General features: G+C 29.3%; 25 protein-coding genes. 15 read left to right on the forward strand and 10 right to left on the reverse strand.

Annotation, left to right across the window (positions count from 1 at the left end; all coding sequences use genetic code 11):
• Positions 1 to 7: 7 nt before the first annotated feature.
• Complete coding sequence (locus EU91_RS02480) at positions 8 to 277, reverse strand: DUF1651 domain-containing protein (protein ID WP_032524786.1); 270 nt, start codon at positions 275 to 277, stop codon at positions 8 to 10.
• A 149-nt stretch (positions 278 to 426) separates the two neighbouring features.
• Here EU91_RS02480 and EU91_RS02475 point away from each other — a divergent pair, with 149 nt between their 5' ends.
• The 3 genes from EU91_RS02475 to EU91_RS09600 all read left to right on the forward strand — a co-directional run bounded on the left by EU91_RS02475 (position 427) and on the right by EU91_RS09600 (position 1,319).
• Positions 427 to 609 carry a hypothetical protein gene (locus EU91_RS02475; protein ID WP_032524787.1) on the forward strand — a complete coding sequence of 61 codons (183 nt, stop codon included), beginning with the start codon at positions 427 to 429 and terminating at the stop codon, positions 607 to 609.
• Positions 610 to 683: 74 nt separating this feature from the next.
• The gene (locus tag EU91_RS09440; protein ID WP_193741625.1) at positions 684 to 845 is read left to right on the forward strand and encodes a hypothetical protein; all 162 of its coding nucleotides are present in this window, start codon (positions 684 to 686) and stop codon (positions 843 to 845) included.
• 234 nt (positions 846 to 1,079) lie between these two features.
• Entirely contained in the window at positions 1,080 to 1,319 is a 240-nt protein-coding gene (locus EU91_RS09600) for a cupin domain-containing protein (RefSeq protein WP_275040668.1), read from the forward strand.
• 44 nt (positions 1,320 to 1,363) lie between these two features.
• Here EU91_RS09600 and EU91_RS02470 read toward each other — a convergent pair whose 3' ends face one another.
• Both EU91_RS02470 and EU91_RS02465 read right to left on the reverse strand, forming a co-directional pair.
• Positions 1,364 to 3,067, reverse strand: a complete 1,704-nt coding sequence (locus EU91_RS02470; protein WP_032524832.1) for a protein adenylyltransferase SelO family protein — start codon at positions 3,065 to 3,067, stop codon at positions 1,364 to 1,366.
• A 367-nt stretch (positions 3,068 to 3,434) separates the two neighbouring features.
• Positions 3,435 to 4,778, reverse strand: coding sequence for a sodium-dependent transporter (locus EU91_RS02465; protein ID WP_032524789.1), 1,344 nt, complete (start codon positions 4,776 to 4,778; stop codon positions 3,435 to 3,437).
• Between the two features lie 134 nt (positions 4,779 to 4,912).
• Between EU91_RS02465 and EU91_RS0108765 the strand changes: the two genes are divergently transcribed.
• The 4 genes from EU91_RS0108765 (at position 4,913) to EU91_RS02450 (ending at position 7,625) form a co-directional block, all read left to right on the forward strand.
• On the forward strand, positions 4,913 to 5,194 hold the full coding sequence (locus EU91_RS0108765; RefSeq protein ID WP_032524790.1) for a DUF3764 family protein: 282 nt from the start codon (positions 4,913 to 4,915) through the stop codon (positions 5,192 to 5,194).
• 15 nt (positions 5,195 to 5,209) lie between these two features.
• A complete protein-coding gene (locus tag EU91_RS02460; RefSeq protein ID WP_032524791.1) occupies positions 5,210 to 5,509 on the forward strand; it encodes a hypothetical protein in 300 nt (99 codons plus the stop codon).
• A gap of 87 nt (positions 5,510 to 5,596) precedes the next feature.
• Positions 5,597 to 5,953 (forward strand): hypothetical protein, encoded by a 357-nt coding sequence (locus EU91_RS02455; protein ID WP_032524792.1) that lies wholly within the window; start codon positions 5,597 to 5,599, stop codon positions 5,951 to 5,953.
• A gap of 367 nt (positions 5,954 to 6,320) precedes the next feature.
• The gene (locus tag EU91_RS02450; RefSeq protein WP_032524793.1) at positions 6,321 to 7,625 is read left to right on the forward strand and encodes an NRAMP family divalent metal transporter; all 1,305 of its coding nucleotides are present in this window, start codon (positions 6,321 to 6,323) and stop codon (positions 7,623 to 7,625) included.
• 225 nt (positions 7,626 to 7,850) lie between these two features.
• Here EU91_RS02450 and EU91_RS09655 read toward each other — a convergent pair whose 3' ends face one another.
• On the reverse strand, positions 7,851 to 7,976 hold the full coding sequence (locus tag EU91_RS09655; RefSeq protein ID WP_275040666.1) for a hypothetical protein: 126 nt from the start codon (positions 7,974 to 7,976) through the stop codon (positions 7,851 to 7,853).
• A gap of 149 nt (positions 7,977 to 8,125) precedes the next feature.
• On the opposite strand from EU91_RS09655, the gene EU91_RS02445 reads away from it, so the two are divergent.
• The 8 genes from EU91_RS02445 (at position 8,126) to EU91_RS02425 (ending at position 10,981) form a co-directional block, all read left to right on the forward strand.
• Positions 8,126 to 8,356 (forward strand): hypothetical protein, encoded by a 231-nt coding sequence (locus EU91_RS02445; protein WP_032524795.1) that lies wholly within the window; start codon positions 8,126 to 8,128, stop codon positions 8,354 to 8,356.
• A gap of 2 nt (positions 8,357 to 8,358) precedes the next feature.
• Positions 8,359 to 8,574, forward strand: coding sequence for a DUF2839 family protein (locus EU91_RS02440; protein WP_032524796.1), 216 nt, complete (start codon positions 8,359 to 8,361; stop codon positions 8,572 to 8,574).
• A gap of 181 nt (positions 8,575 to 8,755) precedes the next feature.
• Positions 8,756 to 8,890: a hypothetical protein gene (locus EU91_RS09660; RefSeq protein WP_275040667.1), complete on the forward strand. Its 135-nt coding sequence runs from the start codon at positions 8,756 to 8,758 to the stop codon at positions 8,888 to 8,890.
• A gap of 339 nt (positions 8,891 to 9,229) precedes the next feature.
• Positions 9,230 to 9,508, forward strand: a complete 279-nt coding sequence (locus tag EU91_RS02435; protein ID WP_241433944.1) for a hypothetical protein — start codon at positions 9,230 to 9,232, stop codon at positions 9,506 to 9,508.
• Positions 9,509 to 9,697: 189 nt separating this feature from the next.
• On the forward strand, positions 9,698 to 9,859 hold the full coding sequence (locus tag EU91_RS09445; RefSeq protein ID WP_193741626.1) for a hypothetical protein: 162 nt from the start codon (positions 9,698 to 9,700) through the stop codon (positions 9,857 to 9,859).
• A gap of 195 nt (positions 9,860 to 10,054) precedes the next feature.
• On the forward strand, positions 10,055 to 10,345 hold the full coding sequence (locus EU91_RS02430) for a hypothetical protein (RefSeq protein ID WP_032524798.1): 291 nt from the start codon (positions 10,055 to 10,057) through the stop codon (positions 10,343 to 10,345).
• A 183-nt stretch (positions 10,346 to 10,528) separates the two neighbouring features.
• Entirely contained in the window at positions 10,529 to 10,675 is a 147-nt protein-coding gene (locus EU91_RS09450) for a hypothetical protein (RefSeq protein ID WP_187146050.1), read from the forward strand.
• A gap of 105 nt (positions 10,676 to 10,780) precedes the next feature.
• Positions 10,781 to 10,981: a DUF2839 family protein gene (locus EU91_RS02425; protein WP_025944779.1), complete on the forward strand. Its 201-nt coding sequence runs from the start codon at positions 10,781 to 10,783 to the stop codon at positions 10,979 to 10,981.
• A 28-nt stretch (positions 10,982 to 11,009) separates the two neighbouring features.
• Here the strand turns inward: EU91_RS02425 and EU91_RS02420 are convergent, their stop codons facing one another.
• The 6 genes from EU91_RS02420 to EU91_RS09455 all read right to left on the reverse strand — a co-directional run bounded on the left by EU91_RS02420 (position 11,010) and on the right by EU91_RS09455 (position 13,022).
• Positions 11,010 to 11,270 (reverse strand): hypothetical protein, encoded by a 261-nt coding sequence (locus EU91_RS02420; RefSeq protein ID WP_032524799.1) that lies wholly within the window; start codon positions 11,268 to 11,270, stop codon positions 11,010 to 11,012.
• The gene (locus EU91_RS0108775; RefSeq protein WP_032524833.1) at positions 11,271 to 11,408 is read right to left on the reverse strand and encodes a DUF3721 domain-containing protein; all 138 of its coding nucleotides are present in this window, start codon (positions 11,406 to 11,408) and stop codon (positions 11,271 to 11,273) included.
• Between the two features lie 106 nt (positions 11,409 to 11,514).
• The gene (locus EU91_RS02415) at positions 11,515 to 12,012 is read right to left on the reverse strand and encodes a DUF411 domain-containing protein (RefSeq protein ID WP_241433945.1); all 498 of its coding nucleotides are present in this window, start codon (positions 12,010 to 12,012) and stop codon (positions 11,515 to 11,517) included.
• A gap of 69 nt (positions 12,013 to 12,081) precedes the next feature.
• Complete coding sequence (locus EU91_RS02410) at positions 12,082 to 12,534, reverse strand: MauE/DoxX family redox-associated membrane protein (protein WP_032524801.1); 453 nt, start codon at positions 12,532 to 12,534, stop codon at positions 12,082 to 12,084.
• A 2-nt stretch (positions 12,535 to 12,536) separates the two neighbouring features.
• Complete coding sequence (locus EU91_RS02405; protein WP_032524802.1) at positions 12,537 to 12,767, reverse strand: hypothetical protein; 231 nt, start codon at positions 12,765 to 12,767, stop codon at positions 12,537 to 12,539.
• Positions 12,768 to 12,878: 111 nt separating this feature from the next.
• Complete coding sequence (locus tag EU91_RS09455; RefSeq protein WP_011818700.1) at positions 12,879 to 13,022, reverse strand: hypothetical protein; 144 nt, start codon at positions 13,020 to 13,022, stop codon at positions 12,879 to 12,881.
• Positions 13,023 to 13,373: the final 351 nt, after the last annotated feature.

Raw genomic sequence — 13,373 nt, forward strand, 5'->3', positions numbered from 1 at the left:
GGATCACTTATCCGTAATTATGAGATACTTCAGTCCATCCTTTTTGGTGCAGTTCGTGCCACTTTTCCCAGGCTGAGTCTATGTTGAGTTTTTCAGAGGATTTATACCCACCTGGTTCGCCAAGGTGATTTGTAAAGAAAAGATGAGTATGAATTTTTGAATTAGGTTCAAGAGAATTTTTGCATTCTTCGAAAAAGATAAGTCTGCTACCTTCAGGATTTAGTAAGCATCCGTTGGGTTTGCTCGTGCTACAACCAAATGAGTACCTAGGCTCCATACTTTACTCTTAATTGGCTGGTTGATTATTAATACGTTTGTACTATAAATTATATCCTCCTTGTTTTGCTGTCAATCCTTTTAAGGTTAAGTACTTATTTACTAATAATTATTTTGTTTTTTAATAAATAAGATAATTTCTTTAAGCTTATGAATTACAGGGAAGATCTAGAAATCAAACTACAAAAAGTAACACTTGCAATACAGGAAGTTGTAGATGATATCCATAAAACAGATCCTGAGAAGCAAAGAATAATTTCCAAACTTATTGAATTTAAAGAAGCAATTATTTCAAAGGGAATTGAACTTAACATTGAATTAGAGGCAGCCTAGAAATATTGAATATCTCATGAATGTTTAATAACTTTTAGAATAATATTTTTTAGCAAAGAAGAATTATTTATCAAATGCAGCCTGGTACTTTTGAATTATTGATCCTAGTATTTATCTTTTTAGGTCTTCAAGCCTGGTGGATTATCCCAATAGTTATTAAAAATAATAAATTTAATAAGAGAGGTAAGGATTTAACAGAAGAAATTAAGCAATTAGAAAAGTTATATAAAAAATAAATTAGTTATTATTTTTGCAAAATACCTATTATTTATGAAAATCAAATATCTAATGAAATTAAAAAATTTATTCCATTTTGCTTCCTTTTTATTGCGAATTTAGCTTTACCACAACCTTCTTTTGCTGAAGAAAAGATTGAAGTTATACCTATTATTCAAAGTTCAAAAGGACTTAGTGGGAAAAATTTTAATTATCTCGAGGGTAAGCCTGAATTAAGACTCTTAAAAGTAAACATTCCAGTTGGCTTGAAAACTCCGATTCATACTCATCCTTCCCCAATGTTGATTCATGTCACCAGAGGAAGATTAAAACATGTGAGGGGTGAAGAAATTAATTTCTTTAAAGCGGGTGATGCATTTATAGAGAGTAATAATGGAGGGAGCCACTATGTGAAAAATGTTGGGAAGAAGCCGGCCATACTTCAAGTGGGAGTTGTATCTGTTGTTGGAATGCCTACGGCCATAAATGATTAAAATTTTCTCTAAGTTATTCAATCTGCATTTTTAGGATTCACCTTTTACGAAGAACAACTGTAATGAGATACTCCTCCATAGTTAAAATACTGGCTTGGCTTTAGTCGATTATATTTTTGATCTATTTCTGGGGGTTGTTCTACATATGGATTGCTAAAGACATCCTGTAGCTCTTTTATTTTTTTGTAATTTCCCTTCTCAGCTTCTTCATATGCGGAAACGACAATCCATTCGCGCCAAGTATAGACTGGATTAAGGGATTTCATTAATGCCGATTTTGCTTTAATATTTCCCTCTTTCTTCAAGACTGATTGCCAGTTTTTAAGCCATACTTCCCACCTATTATTGAGCTCGTCATTAATTGGTAAATAGAAACAGTCTTTTAAAGAATCTAAGTTATCCGGGATTTCAGAGAGTTTACGGAACAAAATTGTATAGTCTGCTTTTGAAATGACCATGAGATTAAAAAATTCATTTATTAGAGTTTCGTTGTAATGTTCTAAACCAAGCTTGTTTGCCCACATTTTCATCAATTCATTATTCATTAATTCTGAAAAGTCCTTTTCGATTTGTTCTAGCTTTTCAAAATCATGTTTACTTTCTGAGAGTAACGGGCTAAGAGAAGAACAAAATGTTTTAAAGTTAATTTCCGCAGCAGAAGGTTGGTTAAAAAATGAGAAATGCTCACCTCCTCCTGTCCATGGTTGAAATCTTGGATCAAATAATTCGCAGAATCCAAAGGGTCCATAGTCCAATGTGTAGCCACCAGCAGCACAATTATCACTATTGAAATTACCCTGGCAATAACCAACTCGCATCCAGTTAGTTACAAGAGATATAAGTCTGGATCTATACAAGCAAGCCAGTTTTATTACCTTACTTTCAAGTGAAATCTCATATTCAATTTCATCTTTATAGTTTCTATCAATAAGATGTTGAACTATCATCTTTAGTTCATTAAGAGCTTCATCATGAATATTATTGCGAACTCGTCTTGAAAAAAGTTCAAGCTGTCCAACTCGTAAAAAAGATGGAGCGACTCTTGTAGTAATTGCAGCTTGATTATCAATCATGATGTCAGGTTCAAAATATCTAGAGCCTTTGGAATACCATGGCCTCCTAACTTTTTCTGATCTTGATACAAAAAGTGTTAAAGACCTTGAGGTAGGAATTCCAAAGGCATCCATTAATTCCTGTGCAAGAAATTCTCTAACGCTAGATCTTAAGACAGCCCTACCATCTGCTCCACGACAGTAGGGAGTTGGACCCCCTCCTTTAAGTTGCATCTCCATTCTTTTCCCATTGAATAAACCTTCAAAAACAGAAATTGCTCTGCCATCACCATAACCATTCCCTGTGCCAAAAGGACATTGTTGGGTATATTCAGTCCCGTAAATTGATAATGCATAACCTGTTGCCCAACCAACAGGACTCATTGGATGATTAGCGGCAGAAATATCACCTGAGAAAAAACGACAAAAATTCTTGTCTTTAGTGAGATCTGAGCTTAGTCTTAGTTCTTTAAAAAGTTTTTTGCTATGGGCAATATATTCTGGTTCTGGAATAGCGGTTGGAACAACTGGTACGTAATGACCTGAATATACTGAACGCGGTTTATGATCATATCCATCTTTTGTTGATTGAGGATCTGCTTTAAGAGAATTCATAAAAGAATAGTCAGATAGTTGAGAAAATTCAGAAAAATTTTCTATAAGTTTTTCTTTTAATGAATCAGATTTGGTTGACATCAAATTTTTATCTATTCTTGTCGGTGTTGTAATTTCTTTAAATTAAACACCTAAATGTATCTTATATAGATTCTATTAGGGATTGTTTTTGCTAGAACTTTTTAGATAAAATAGAAGTTAAAATTTAATATTAAAAAAAAGGTTCCAAAGAATAACATTTTTTTTGGAAAAATTTTAGACTTTTAAAAACAAAAATAATTTCTCCTTTTTATTAACTCTTAAAACATGAAGCAATTGCAAATATAAATTTATTGACGAGTATTTTTTAATTTTGCTTAAAGATAATGTGAAAAGTTCAAAAATTAAATTTTTATCGACTTATAGGTCCCCCCTTTATTCCTACACTATATTACTTTTAAAAACTTTTCTAACTAACCCAGCCTTTTAGCAAATCAAACACACTAATAAATAATCCAAAACCAATAATTGGGGGCGCAACCCATCTTGTCATGAATTTCAAATAACGTGTCGTTTTGGTTCCAACTTTTGAACCACTAAGTTCTTCATTAAATTTTCCAGGGACTACCCATCCCATGAAGAAAGTAACTAAGAATCCACCAAAGATTAGCAATACCCCTCCAAAAATCGAATCAACTGTTCCAAGAATATTTAAATTTAATGCGGAAGGGATGCCTGCTAAGAATAGGAAAAGAGTTATCAACCAAACCGCTTTTTCTCTTTTGAAGCCGAATTTATCCATTAAAGAGGAAACTGGAACCTCTAATAATGAAACAGATGAAGTTATTGCTGCGATATAAGCTAGTGCAAAAAAAGCAACAGCTACGATTCTTCCAGCTGTACCATATGAACCTAGACCTGTTGGAATTGAGATGAATAAAGCACCAACAGTTGATTCAGAAATAGCGTCACTTAAACCGAATGTTAAAACTATTGGGAAAGTTATAAATCCAGCCATAAGTCCAACCAAAGTATCTAGTGATGCAACTCCAACACTTAGTTTTGGGAGATTACTTTTTTTATTCAAATAGGATGCGTAGGTAACCATAATTCCAATCCCTAAGCTTAATGAAAAGAATGCTTGTGTAAAAGCGTTTCTTATTGTTTGAGGATTTCTCAATTCATTAAAATCAAACTTAAGTAGAAATGTTTTATATCCTTCCCATGCTCCTGAAAGTGAAGTAGCCCAAATAGCAAGAATCACAATAATTATGAAAAGTATTGGCATGAAATATCTAGTAACTTTTTCTATTCCTTTTTTTATACCTGATGAAACTATTATTGCTGTAAGTACAAGACTTAATAAGTGCCCCAACAAAACACTGCTGCCACTACTAATAGAACCAAAGAAGGTTTCTGCTTCAGTTAAATTCTTCGGTAATCCAAAAAATAAAGAATGGAACAAAGTATCTGCAGTCCATCCCATTATCACTGAATAATATGATGCTATTCCTAGGGGAGCTATGAAGAAAAGAATTCCTAATGGATACCAATTCTTACCAGCCAACTTAACAGGAGCAAGCAATGTGCTTGCTAATGCGTTTCTCCCTAGAGCCATTTCAGCAACAAATACTGGAAGACATACAATTAAAACGATCAATATATATAAAAGTACAAAGGCCGCACCTCCACCTTGAGATGCTCTATAAGCAAAACCCCAAAGGTTGCCTAGGCCTACTGCACTCCCAGCAGCAGCGAGAATGAATCCTAGCTTACTAGTCCATTGTTCTCTCTGAGAAATTTTTGAGTCCAAAATTAAAATCGTTTTTTATAGTTGATTTATAACTCATAAATGAAAATTAGTTAACACTTTGCTTAATAAAAACTAATTTTTTTAGGTTAATTTTTTTGTTAAAGATTTAGAATTAAAAAAATTTTATTATTCTTATGACTATTGAAACGACTATTTTAGATTTTCAACTAAGTAATACCTATGAGGAGTATGAGTCTCATATGAATGCAAAAGAACAGCAGAAGATGTTTAAAGAAATGGGAGTTAAAACATTTTATATTGGCAAATCATTAGATGATCCTCAAAGGGCGACTGTAATTTTTCAAGGACCAGAAAATGTTTTATACGATATTTTTATGAATCCCGAAACAAAACCTATAGTTGAAGCTTCAGGACATATTTATGTGGGGACAAAAATCACTCGCTGGATTTCTTGAAAAAATAAATCTTTTATGAATTATCAACTTTTAATTGAATCATATTCTTTTGGGTCATCCCTTTCTGAGCAGGAAATAGAACTCTTAAGCCTGGAACTTGAAACTCAAATTATGAACATTAATATATCAACAGAATTTGGCTGTTTTAAATCGGCTCCATCGCATATTTGCGAAGGTCTTAATTTAAAAAAAGATACTTATTGGATAATGTGCCTTGCCGAAATATTAGATCTACATAAGCCCCCCCAATTCGGCAAAACGAAAAGTGTGGAGGTTTTCGATTTACTTCTTGAAAAAGGACTTGTTATTGGCTAATTAATTATTTATTTGATTATCAAAAATGAATTCTTTTTTTTCTTTATGCTGATAGGATTAATTTTAGGTTAGAAAAAAAAAAAAAAAATGGAAGATTCTGGGCGATTGTTATTGAAAAATCTTATTAAGCTATCTAGATCAAGTGAAAATAAATTTAAACGAGGAAATTTTAAAGGCGCTTTAGACGACAAAATTATGGCTAATGCAATATTGAAATCTAAATCTTGTGATGAAAAAATGATTGAAAAATATAGAAAAGAATTATCTAGTTTGTATTCCTCAAAATTCGATCTTATATTCGATCATAAACTGAAAATTGATGAAATAAGGATAAATGAAATAGTGAAAATGTTGGAAAGTAAAAGTGAGGAAAAATTAAAAAATCTTGATTATAGAGGTGCGATAAAAGCATTAAGAAGGGCAGAAAAATATATATCAAATTAAAAAAATCCAAACTACGTTGAGTTTTAAGAAGTTTTGCTTATTGTGTTTTTTTTAGCTCATTTTAAAGTTAAAATACTTTAGTAATAATTTATGCAAAAACAAAATAAAAATAAAATAAAAAGTTTAAAAAAAAAGGAATTAGATGTTTTAGATAGGTTTTTGATGATCTTATGGAGAAAAGAGGTTGAATACAAAATAAATATCTCATAAAAGCATATTTAAAGGAGATATCTTATGAAGGTTCAAATAGGATTACTAATTATAATTTTAATTTTTCACTCATTATCACTTTTTGGGGTTAAAAAAAGAGTATTAATAAATAATTTAGAAGGGCTCAAAAAGTAAATTAAATCATTTGATTAAAATCATGAATTTAACAAAAGGAATACAAAAAAGTTTAGGTCCAGGAATTTTGCTAGCTGGAGCAGCAATTGGGGGTTCTCATTTATTGTCTTCAACTACTGCTGGTGCGAGGTTTGGATTTTCATTAGTTGGCCTCATCCTTCTTACTAATCTTTTAAAATATCCATTTTTGTTGGTTGGGACTAGATTTACAGCATCTACTGGTAAATCATTATTAGAAGGTTTTAAAGAAAAGAATACTTTATATCTTCCTTTATTTCTAATAGTTAGTCTAATTACAGGTACTTTCACAATAGCGGCTGTAAGTTTTGTTTCTGGTGTTCTATTAACTAATATCCCCTTTTTCTCAGGGTTCCCAGCGATGGATTTGTCTATAGGAATCCTAATTGTTTCTGGAATGATATTAATTCTTGGAAAATACAAAGCCCTTGATAGAATTTCAAAATTTTTAGTATCTCTTCTAACTTTTTTAACATTATTCGCAGTTTTATCGCTTTTGTTCAAAGGTTCAATAAATGAGTCTCTTAATAAAAGTTTTTTTGAGCCAGAAATCAGTCCATGGAAATTAACAAATTTAGCTTTTTTGATCCCTCTAATGGGATGGATGCCTTGCCCAGTAGAGTTATGTGTTTGGCCTTCTTTATGGATGTTTTCTCGAGCAAAAGATTCAAATCATAAACCAAATATTAGTGAAGCAGAATTTGATTTTAATCTCGGTTACGTAATAACTGTTGTAACTGCTATTTTCTTCCTTACTCTTGGAGCTATAACAATGTATGGTACCGGGGATGGAATGCTTTCCGGAAGTGGAGTCTCCTTTGCTCAAAAATTAATACTCCTTTACACTAAATCCATTGGTAGTTGGGCTAAATGGATCATTATACCTGCAGCATTTGCCGCAATGTTTAGTACCACAATTACTTGTCTAGATGCATACCCAAGAAGTATTTCTGCTATTCAAGGTTTATTGAGAGGAACTGATTTTGGACATATGGATTCCAACGCAGAGCGAAATAGATTTCAACTTTGGATGATTGTACATATCTTTGCATCATTAATAGCTTTGCTGATTGCAAGGTCTGGAGGTATAGGAGTAAAAGATTTTGTATTTGCTGCAATGACTGGAAGTTTTCTAACTGCCCCTTTATTTGCATGGATGGCAATGGATACTATAAATAGCAAATTAGTACCAATTAAAAATAGATATGGATTTTTTCTACAAACAATAAGTTGGATAGGATTAATTTTTTTAACATTATTTAGTTTATTGTTTATTGCAAATTCATTCTTTGGGATTGGGATTTATTAATATGGAAATAAAAAATAATTAAAGGGTTGATTTTTCCTCAGAATTCGTTTTTGTAGAAATGTATTATTTTTGGTACTTATTATGGTTATGCCTCAATCTACTTTAGAGAGCTTATTATTTTTTTTAATACTATCTCTTATTGCAACTTACATTGTTAATTTAAAGTACTCTTCAAAGTTAAAAGTACAAAAGTAGATTTTATCTATTAATCTTTTTTAATTGATTTTATTTACTTGGATCACTCCAAGTATCTTGGTATAACCAACTCAAAAAAGTAAGAGTGAGTATATTTCCAAATGCATAAAGTATTGCTAATAATGGGTCATAAATATTGGCAATAATCGTCGACATTATAAAGATTATTAACCCTGAAACAACCAAATCCTGAATAGGCAAATGGTTGAAATTTACCGAATTTATCATTTAATAATTGTTTTAATGGATTAAGTTAATTATAAAACCAAAAAGTAACTTTTTTATTAAGCCATATCATATAAGATATGAATAGTTTTAGAATTGCAAAAATAATCATAGTTTTTTCATCATTATCGTATTTGAGTGTTTCTTTTTTAAGAAATTATAATTCTCCAGAAAATATAGAAAAAAGATGTATTCTTAAATTTGAAAAAGATTTTGAAAATAATTTGGAAGCATCTCATGAAGAATGGAATCAAATTTTAGATTTTGCTGATATCAATTATTTAAAATGTATGGGAATACCTCATTATTAATTATGGGAGAGGCAAAAAGAAGAAAAAATTTAGGTATTCCGCCTAGAGAAAAAACTGAAGATATGAAGTTACCTCAACTTGATAAAAAAGCCATACAACAAAAAGTTAGGTCTACATTATATAAATATCCAATTATCCCTTTTCTTTTTTATGGAGCTGCAATATTGATCCTAATCGGAGGTTTATTTTATGTTTTCAAACTCTTTAATATTTCTTAATTATGAGTATTATTAATGTTGATATTTATGTTTCTTTGGCATCATAAATTCAAAAGACTTTAAGGATAATAAATGAACAATTTTTATAGTGCAAAAATAATCAAAGAAATAATAGTATGAGAATTATTTACGATTGACATCATCATATGGTGTTGTAATTTTGGAATAATTAAAACAATTTATGAAAAACATAAATAAGAAATATGCTGAAATAATGCGTCAAGCTGATAGTGCAGTTGGAAGAAAAGAAGTAATTAGTTTATTAAAAAAAGCTGCAATTATTATGTCTAAATCAGAGGAAAACTTAGCTGCTTAAATGTGAAAGCTATTTTATTACGAAAAATAAAACACAATAAAGAATGATAGATGAGGATGCAGCCATGAAAATAAATGGTAATATCATGCCTGAGTTTAACCATCTTAAAAGTCTAATTTTTTTGTTAATTACTCTTGGCATTTTCCCTGAAGCTCTTATTTGCAAATTAACAATTAAATAAATTCTGTAAATGATTAATTAATCTTTTTAAATTAAATTTCTAAAAAAAATATTTTAATTTCATACGAATTTTTTTTATTTTGAAAGAAATTTTTAGGTAATTAATACATTGCATTATTCAAATTTCTCAAGCAAGATTTAGAAACATTATATTTCTAAATGATGATTGAAAAATTCCAAGAGAGCACTAAAGAATTTATAGATTATGATTCCGAACTTTTACTTAAGATTTTAAACAAGACATCACTTCAGACTAGAAAAGGTGATGATAAAGAACTATTTGTAGATGAAAATTGGAAAATTAATACAAAAAATATGAGTAATACAATTCCTTCAGATAATTCAAATTTGAAAAAAATATTATCAGATATTTTCCCAAATAAAAAAATAGTAATTCAGGATAATAATGATGGATCGCAAACAATTTTCTTATCCTAATGTACTTAATATATAAATTAATTTTTTCCAATTAATACAGTCTTTATTTTTGAGAAAAATAATTAGTAAAAATTACTCTCGCGTTATTTTTTTGAAGGTGTTATTGTTCATTTACGTTCATCCAAGTTTATAATTCTGGACGCATGACATGGGAATAGGGAACGGGATTCACATTAACTGCAAAAGACAATGAATAACCTCTTACAAATAAGAGAAAAAATCAAAAGAGCCAATAGGCTTTATGATGCCCAACTTTTGGCAACTAAAAATGGAGAAGTTACTCCTTACAGACGATCCTTCTTTGAAGAAAGAATCAGAAAAACACAAAAAGAAATGAAATTGACAGACTAAAATTTTAATTCTTATTTGGAACTGATTAAAAAAAGAGGGATTATACCCTCTTTTTTTATAAAGAAATACGATAATGTAAAATGCATTTCTTTTTCCGATTCTCGATTATTAAAAGAAAATTATTTTGATGCTTTTACTATTGATTAAAAGTATAAAAATGGCAAATTTAATTTAGTAATAAAGAGGTAAATAAAGATGTTTAAAAAGAAATATAAACAATTTAATAACTCAACCAATAAATCAAAGTTAGATCAAGTCTTATGGTTTATAGAAAATTATTTGCCACAGAAGAAAGATCGAGGTGTACAAAAAAAATCGTATATGGATAATCTAGAAGCAGAGACTATTAAGAAATTCTCTAAATTAACCTCTATTCGTTCTAAAACATTATTCCCAACTACAAAAAATACGACAATCTCTTTTACATTTGGTAATTGGGCCTTGCCTTACCTGAAATTGCTTAAGAAAATAGGAATAGCTAAGTAAGAAAATTTTCATTTTTTAAGAAAAGATTTATCCAGATAATACAAATAAGTAAAGATTTATCCAGATAATAGAAATAAGTAAAGTGTATGAAGTTTCAATTAGTTCTTTTCGAAATTTAAGGAGGAATACTTACTTTACATAAAAATTAAAATTGCTAAATTTAAAATAAGAGAACTATTGATTATGTTTCTAAATTATCTGCCTAGTGAGATGGTTGAAGTTGTTGGTTTAACAATGATTTTTTCATTTCTAGTTGGAACTATATTAATTTTGTTATTTACATCAGATCAGGCAAATACAAAGAATCTATATTTAAAGAAGGCTAAATAAATTTTAAATAAATTTTTATCTAAAAAAGACCTCTGTTTTTAATAAAGATAACTCGCAGGTGTAGAACATTATTTTTAATATTGATACATTAACAAATTTAAGATTATGGGCGAAGCTAAAAGAAGAGAAGAATTAGGATTGCCACCTAGACAAAAAAAAGTTGAATTAAATAAATCTGATAGATATCTTTCATGGCTTCCAATTACTAAATCAAGAATTAAGAAGTACCCTTATATGGGTGTAGCAACAATGGCACTAGGAGCGATAATTTTCTTAGTAAGTGGGGGAGCAAATAGTATTAATTAGTAAGATTTTGGCTTGGCTGAGAATATATCTAAGATTTTTTTTGTAATAGTTTAACGCCAGATATTATTGAGATTATTGAAGCTATACCAAGAAATATCGAGTAAAAAGGTTGCAAATTAATAATGCCAAAATTACCTGTATGCCATTTTATTAACCAAAAAGCATTTATTCCTAGTGGTTGAAGAATACTATAAATAGTCCCAGATACAATAGTAATTAGTAAAGGGATAGCAGAAATTGCAGTTATTTTTCTGTGAATTTTTCTTTGATTTGGTTTTAATTTTTTCATCTATTTCCTCAAATAGATATGTAATTCTTTTTCGTTTTTGCATGGCATCCATTTATCTTTATTCTTATGTATTCCTTCGCAACCAAGTTCTAAAGATCTATTTTCGGCTTCCTCTTCAGAAAGAAATGTACCCCTCATATGTGCATGCGAATAACTATTGAAATTTAGAGATAAGGAAAATAAAAAAATAAAAAATTTAAAATTTCTAACAAAAATATACATAAATTTTAAATAAGCATTTGTCTTAAGGGGAGATTTTATCAAATATTTTTGTTTTGCCAGTTTTACTAAATGAAACTACTTTGTAGTTCTTATAATCGTGAGAGTGCGATTCGTGAGAATGCATTTCCATCCCTGGAGAGCCAAGTGGCATGCCAGGAACTGCTATACCATTGATATTTGGTGTTTCTCTAAAAAGTTTGTTGATTGATTCAATCGGGACATGTCCTTCAATCGTATAGTTAGCTATTTGAGCAGAATGACATGATCTCAGATTATTGGGAATTTGATATTGGTTTTTAATTACTGAAACATCCTCAACTATTTTATCAACAACTTCTAATCCATTATCTCTTAAATGATTAATCCATTTTTTGCAACAACCACATGATGCTGATCTGTAAGAAATAACTTTTAGGATATCTATATTTTCTTTAGTTAAAGCAATACTCTTATTTGGATTAATTATATTTGTAAAAAGAATTCCAGAAAAAATTAGATAATTTAAAAATCCTCTTTTCATATATATTTTTTTTAGTACCATACTAATTACTATGATTAAATTTAAAATAAATGAAAATTTATTAAATCGCTAATTAATTAAAATTATGACACTCATAATTGCCATTAAAAGATTTTCGATAAAACTAATAATTCCCAAAGGAGTTTTTGCATATCCACCAATACATGCACAATTTAATTTTAGTTTATCCAAATAAACAGCCTTAAATACTGAAATCATTCCAGAAATTCCTAAAATTAGAGCAATAAAAATAATTAAAGAGGGTGGATAAGAATTAAGAAAACTTATCCCAATTAATAATTCGCAAAAAGGATAAATATATATCCAGCCATCAAATTTAGAAGATATTAAATCATATTTCTTATAACTTGTTCCAAAAGCTTCAACATCCATAAGCTTGAGCATCGCTAAAAGACAAATTGATATCCCCATATAAATTTGGAAACTTTTAAGTAATGAGATGGTTATTAGAAATGAAGTACCAAAGACTGCAATTAATGGGGTAAATGACTTAATATTCATTTTTAACTTTTAAGGATAGAGTCACAAATACTAGATGGATTTGCTTGTTTAACTATTTTTAGTCTTCTGATAAGTTTGTCTCGATTTATTTGATGTTTTAAATATTTAATACATAAATTTTTTTCCTGATATACCTCTGCTATTGGAGCAATCTTTAAAGCAATAGCAAAAGTACCAATAACTAAAAGAATGTTTGTAGCTAGTCGAATATTTGGTCGAAAATTTGATCTCATTCGTATTCTTTATTTTTGTCAATAACTTCCCTTAAATATATATCTTTTAGCTCGTGATTGTATCCATTTCTTTTGCAAATTTCTCTAATTATTTCAACTCTTTTTCTGTCATTAAGCAGATTTTGAGATATTGTTTTTCATATCTTCAATTTGGTTGATTAATTCATCTAACCACTCTGTATTATTTTCGGATCTTTTCTGAAAATATGTAATTTTAGGTTGATTGATTTCTAGTGTCTCATAATCTCCACTCATAAATTTCCCCTGAATTTATACTCTGCATAATTTATCTAGCGAAATTATGCCAATCAATAGGCTCAAATACTTATTTGACATTTGCTATGGGTAACAAGTTACTTTTTTAATAGTATAAATATCAAGAAATTTATCTCCCAAAAATATGGCAACTAATGAAGAACTAGAAAAAAGAATTGAGACTTTAGAAAAAGAAGTACAACACCTAAAAGCTTTTCTGCAATATCAAATGAGAAATAAAAAAAAGTGATTTATTATTATTAAATAGAAATTTCTTTCGATCTTCAAAAGTTTCAAATACTCTAATCCTCGATCAGTCTTTATTGATTAAAGTAAATTTTTCCATAAAAA

The sequence above is a fragment of the Prochlorococcus marinus str. GP2 genome (assembly GCF_000759885.1).
Lineage (GTDB): Bacteria > Cyanobacteriota > Cyanobacteriia > PCC-6307 > Cyanobiaceae > Prochlorococcus_A > Prochlorococcus_A marinus_J.

Coding starts and splice junctions, on each gene's coding strand:
- EU91_RS02455 (WP_032524792.1), top strand. CDS start 5,597: ATGGAAGATTCTGGGCGATTGTTATTGAAAAATCTTATTAAGCTATCT.
- EU91_RS09440 (WP_193741625.1), top strand. CDS start 684: ATGCAGCCTGGTACTTTTGAATTATTGATCCTAGTATTTATCTTTTTA.
- EU91_RS09450 (WP_187146050.1), top strand. CDS start 10,529: ATGTTTCTAAATTATCTGCCTAGTGAGATGGTTGAAGTTGTTGGTTTA.
- EU91_RS09455 (WP_011818700.1), bottom strand. CDS start 13,022: ATGAGTGGAGATTATGAGACACTAGAAATCAATCAACCTAAAATTACA.
- EU91_RS02445 (WP_032524795.1), top strand. CDS start 8,126: ATGAATAGTTTTAGAATTGCAAAAATAATCATAGTTTTTTCATCATTA.
- EU91_RS02480 (WP_032524786.1), bottom strand. CDS start 277: ATGGAGCCTAGGTACTCATTTGGTTGTAGCACGAGCAAACCCAACGGA.
- EU91_RS02470 (WP_032524832.1), bottom strand. CDS start 3,067: ATGTCAACCAAATCTGATTCATTAAAAGAAAAACTTATAGAAAATTTT.
- EU91_RS02415 (WP_241433945.1), bottom strand. CDS start 12,012: ATGAAAAGAGGATTTTTAAATTATCTAATTTTTTCTGGAATTCTTTTT.
- EU91_RS02430 (WP_032524798.1), top strand. CDS start 10,055: ATGTTTAAAAAGAAATATAAACAATTTAATAACTCAACCAATAAATCA.
- EU91_RS02475 (WP_032524787.1), top strand. CDS start 427: ATGAATTACAGGGAAGATCTAGAAATCAAACTACAAAAAGTAACACTT.
- EU91_RS02460 (WP_032524791.1), top strand. CDS start 5,210: ATGAATTATCAACTTTTAATTGAATCATATTCTTTTGGGTCATCCCTT.
- EU91_RS0108775 (WP_032524833.1), bottom strand. CDS start 11,408: ATGAGGGGTACATTTCTTTCTGAAGAGGAAGCCGAAAATAGATCTTTA.
- EU91_RS02450 (WP_032524793.1), top strand. CDS start 6,321: ATGAATTTAACAAAAGGAATACAAAAAAGTTTAGGTCCAGGAATTTTG.
- EU91_RS09655 (WP_275040666.1), bottom strand. CDS start 7,976: ATGTCGACGATTATTGCCAATATTTATGACCCATTATTAGCAATACTT.
- EU91_RS02405 (WP_032524802.1), bottom strand. CDS start 12,767: ATGAGATCAAATTTTCGACCAAATATTCGACTAGCTACAAACATTCTT.
- EU91_RS02425 (WP_025944779.1), top strand. CDS start 10,781: ATGGGCGAAGCTAAAAGAAGAGAAGAATTAGGATTGCCACCTAGACAA.
- EU91_RS02435 (WP_241433944.1), top strand. CDS start 9,230: ATGATGATTGAAAAATTCCAAGAGAGCACTAAAGAATTTATAGATTAT.
- EU91_RS02440 (WP_032524796.1), top strand. CDS start 8,359: ATGGGAGAGGCAAAAAGAAGAAAAAATTTAGGTATTCCGCCTAGAGAA.
- EU91_RS09445 (WP_193741626.1), top strand. CDS start 9,698: ATGAATAACCTCTTACAAATAAGAGAAAAAATCAAAAGAGCCAATAGG.
- EU91_RS0108765 (WP_032524790.1), top strand. CDS start 4,913: ATGACTATTGAAACGACTATTTTAGATTTTCAACTAAGTAATACCTAT.
- EU91_RS09660 (WP_275040667.1), top strand. CDS start 8,756: ATGAAAAACATAAATAAGAAATATGCTGAAATAATGCGTCAAGCTGAT.
- EU91_RS02410 (WP_032524801.1), bottom strand. CDS start 12,534: ATGAATATTAAGTCATTTACCCCATTAATTGCAGTCTTTGGTACTTCA.
- EU91_RS02420 (WP_032524799.1), bottom strand. CDS start 11,270: ATGAAAAAATTAAAACCAAATCAAAGAAAAATTCACAGAAAAATAACT.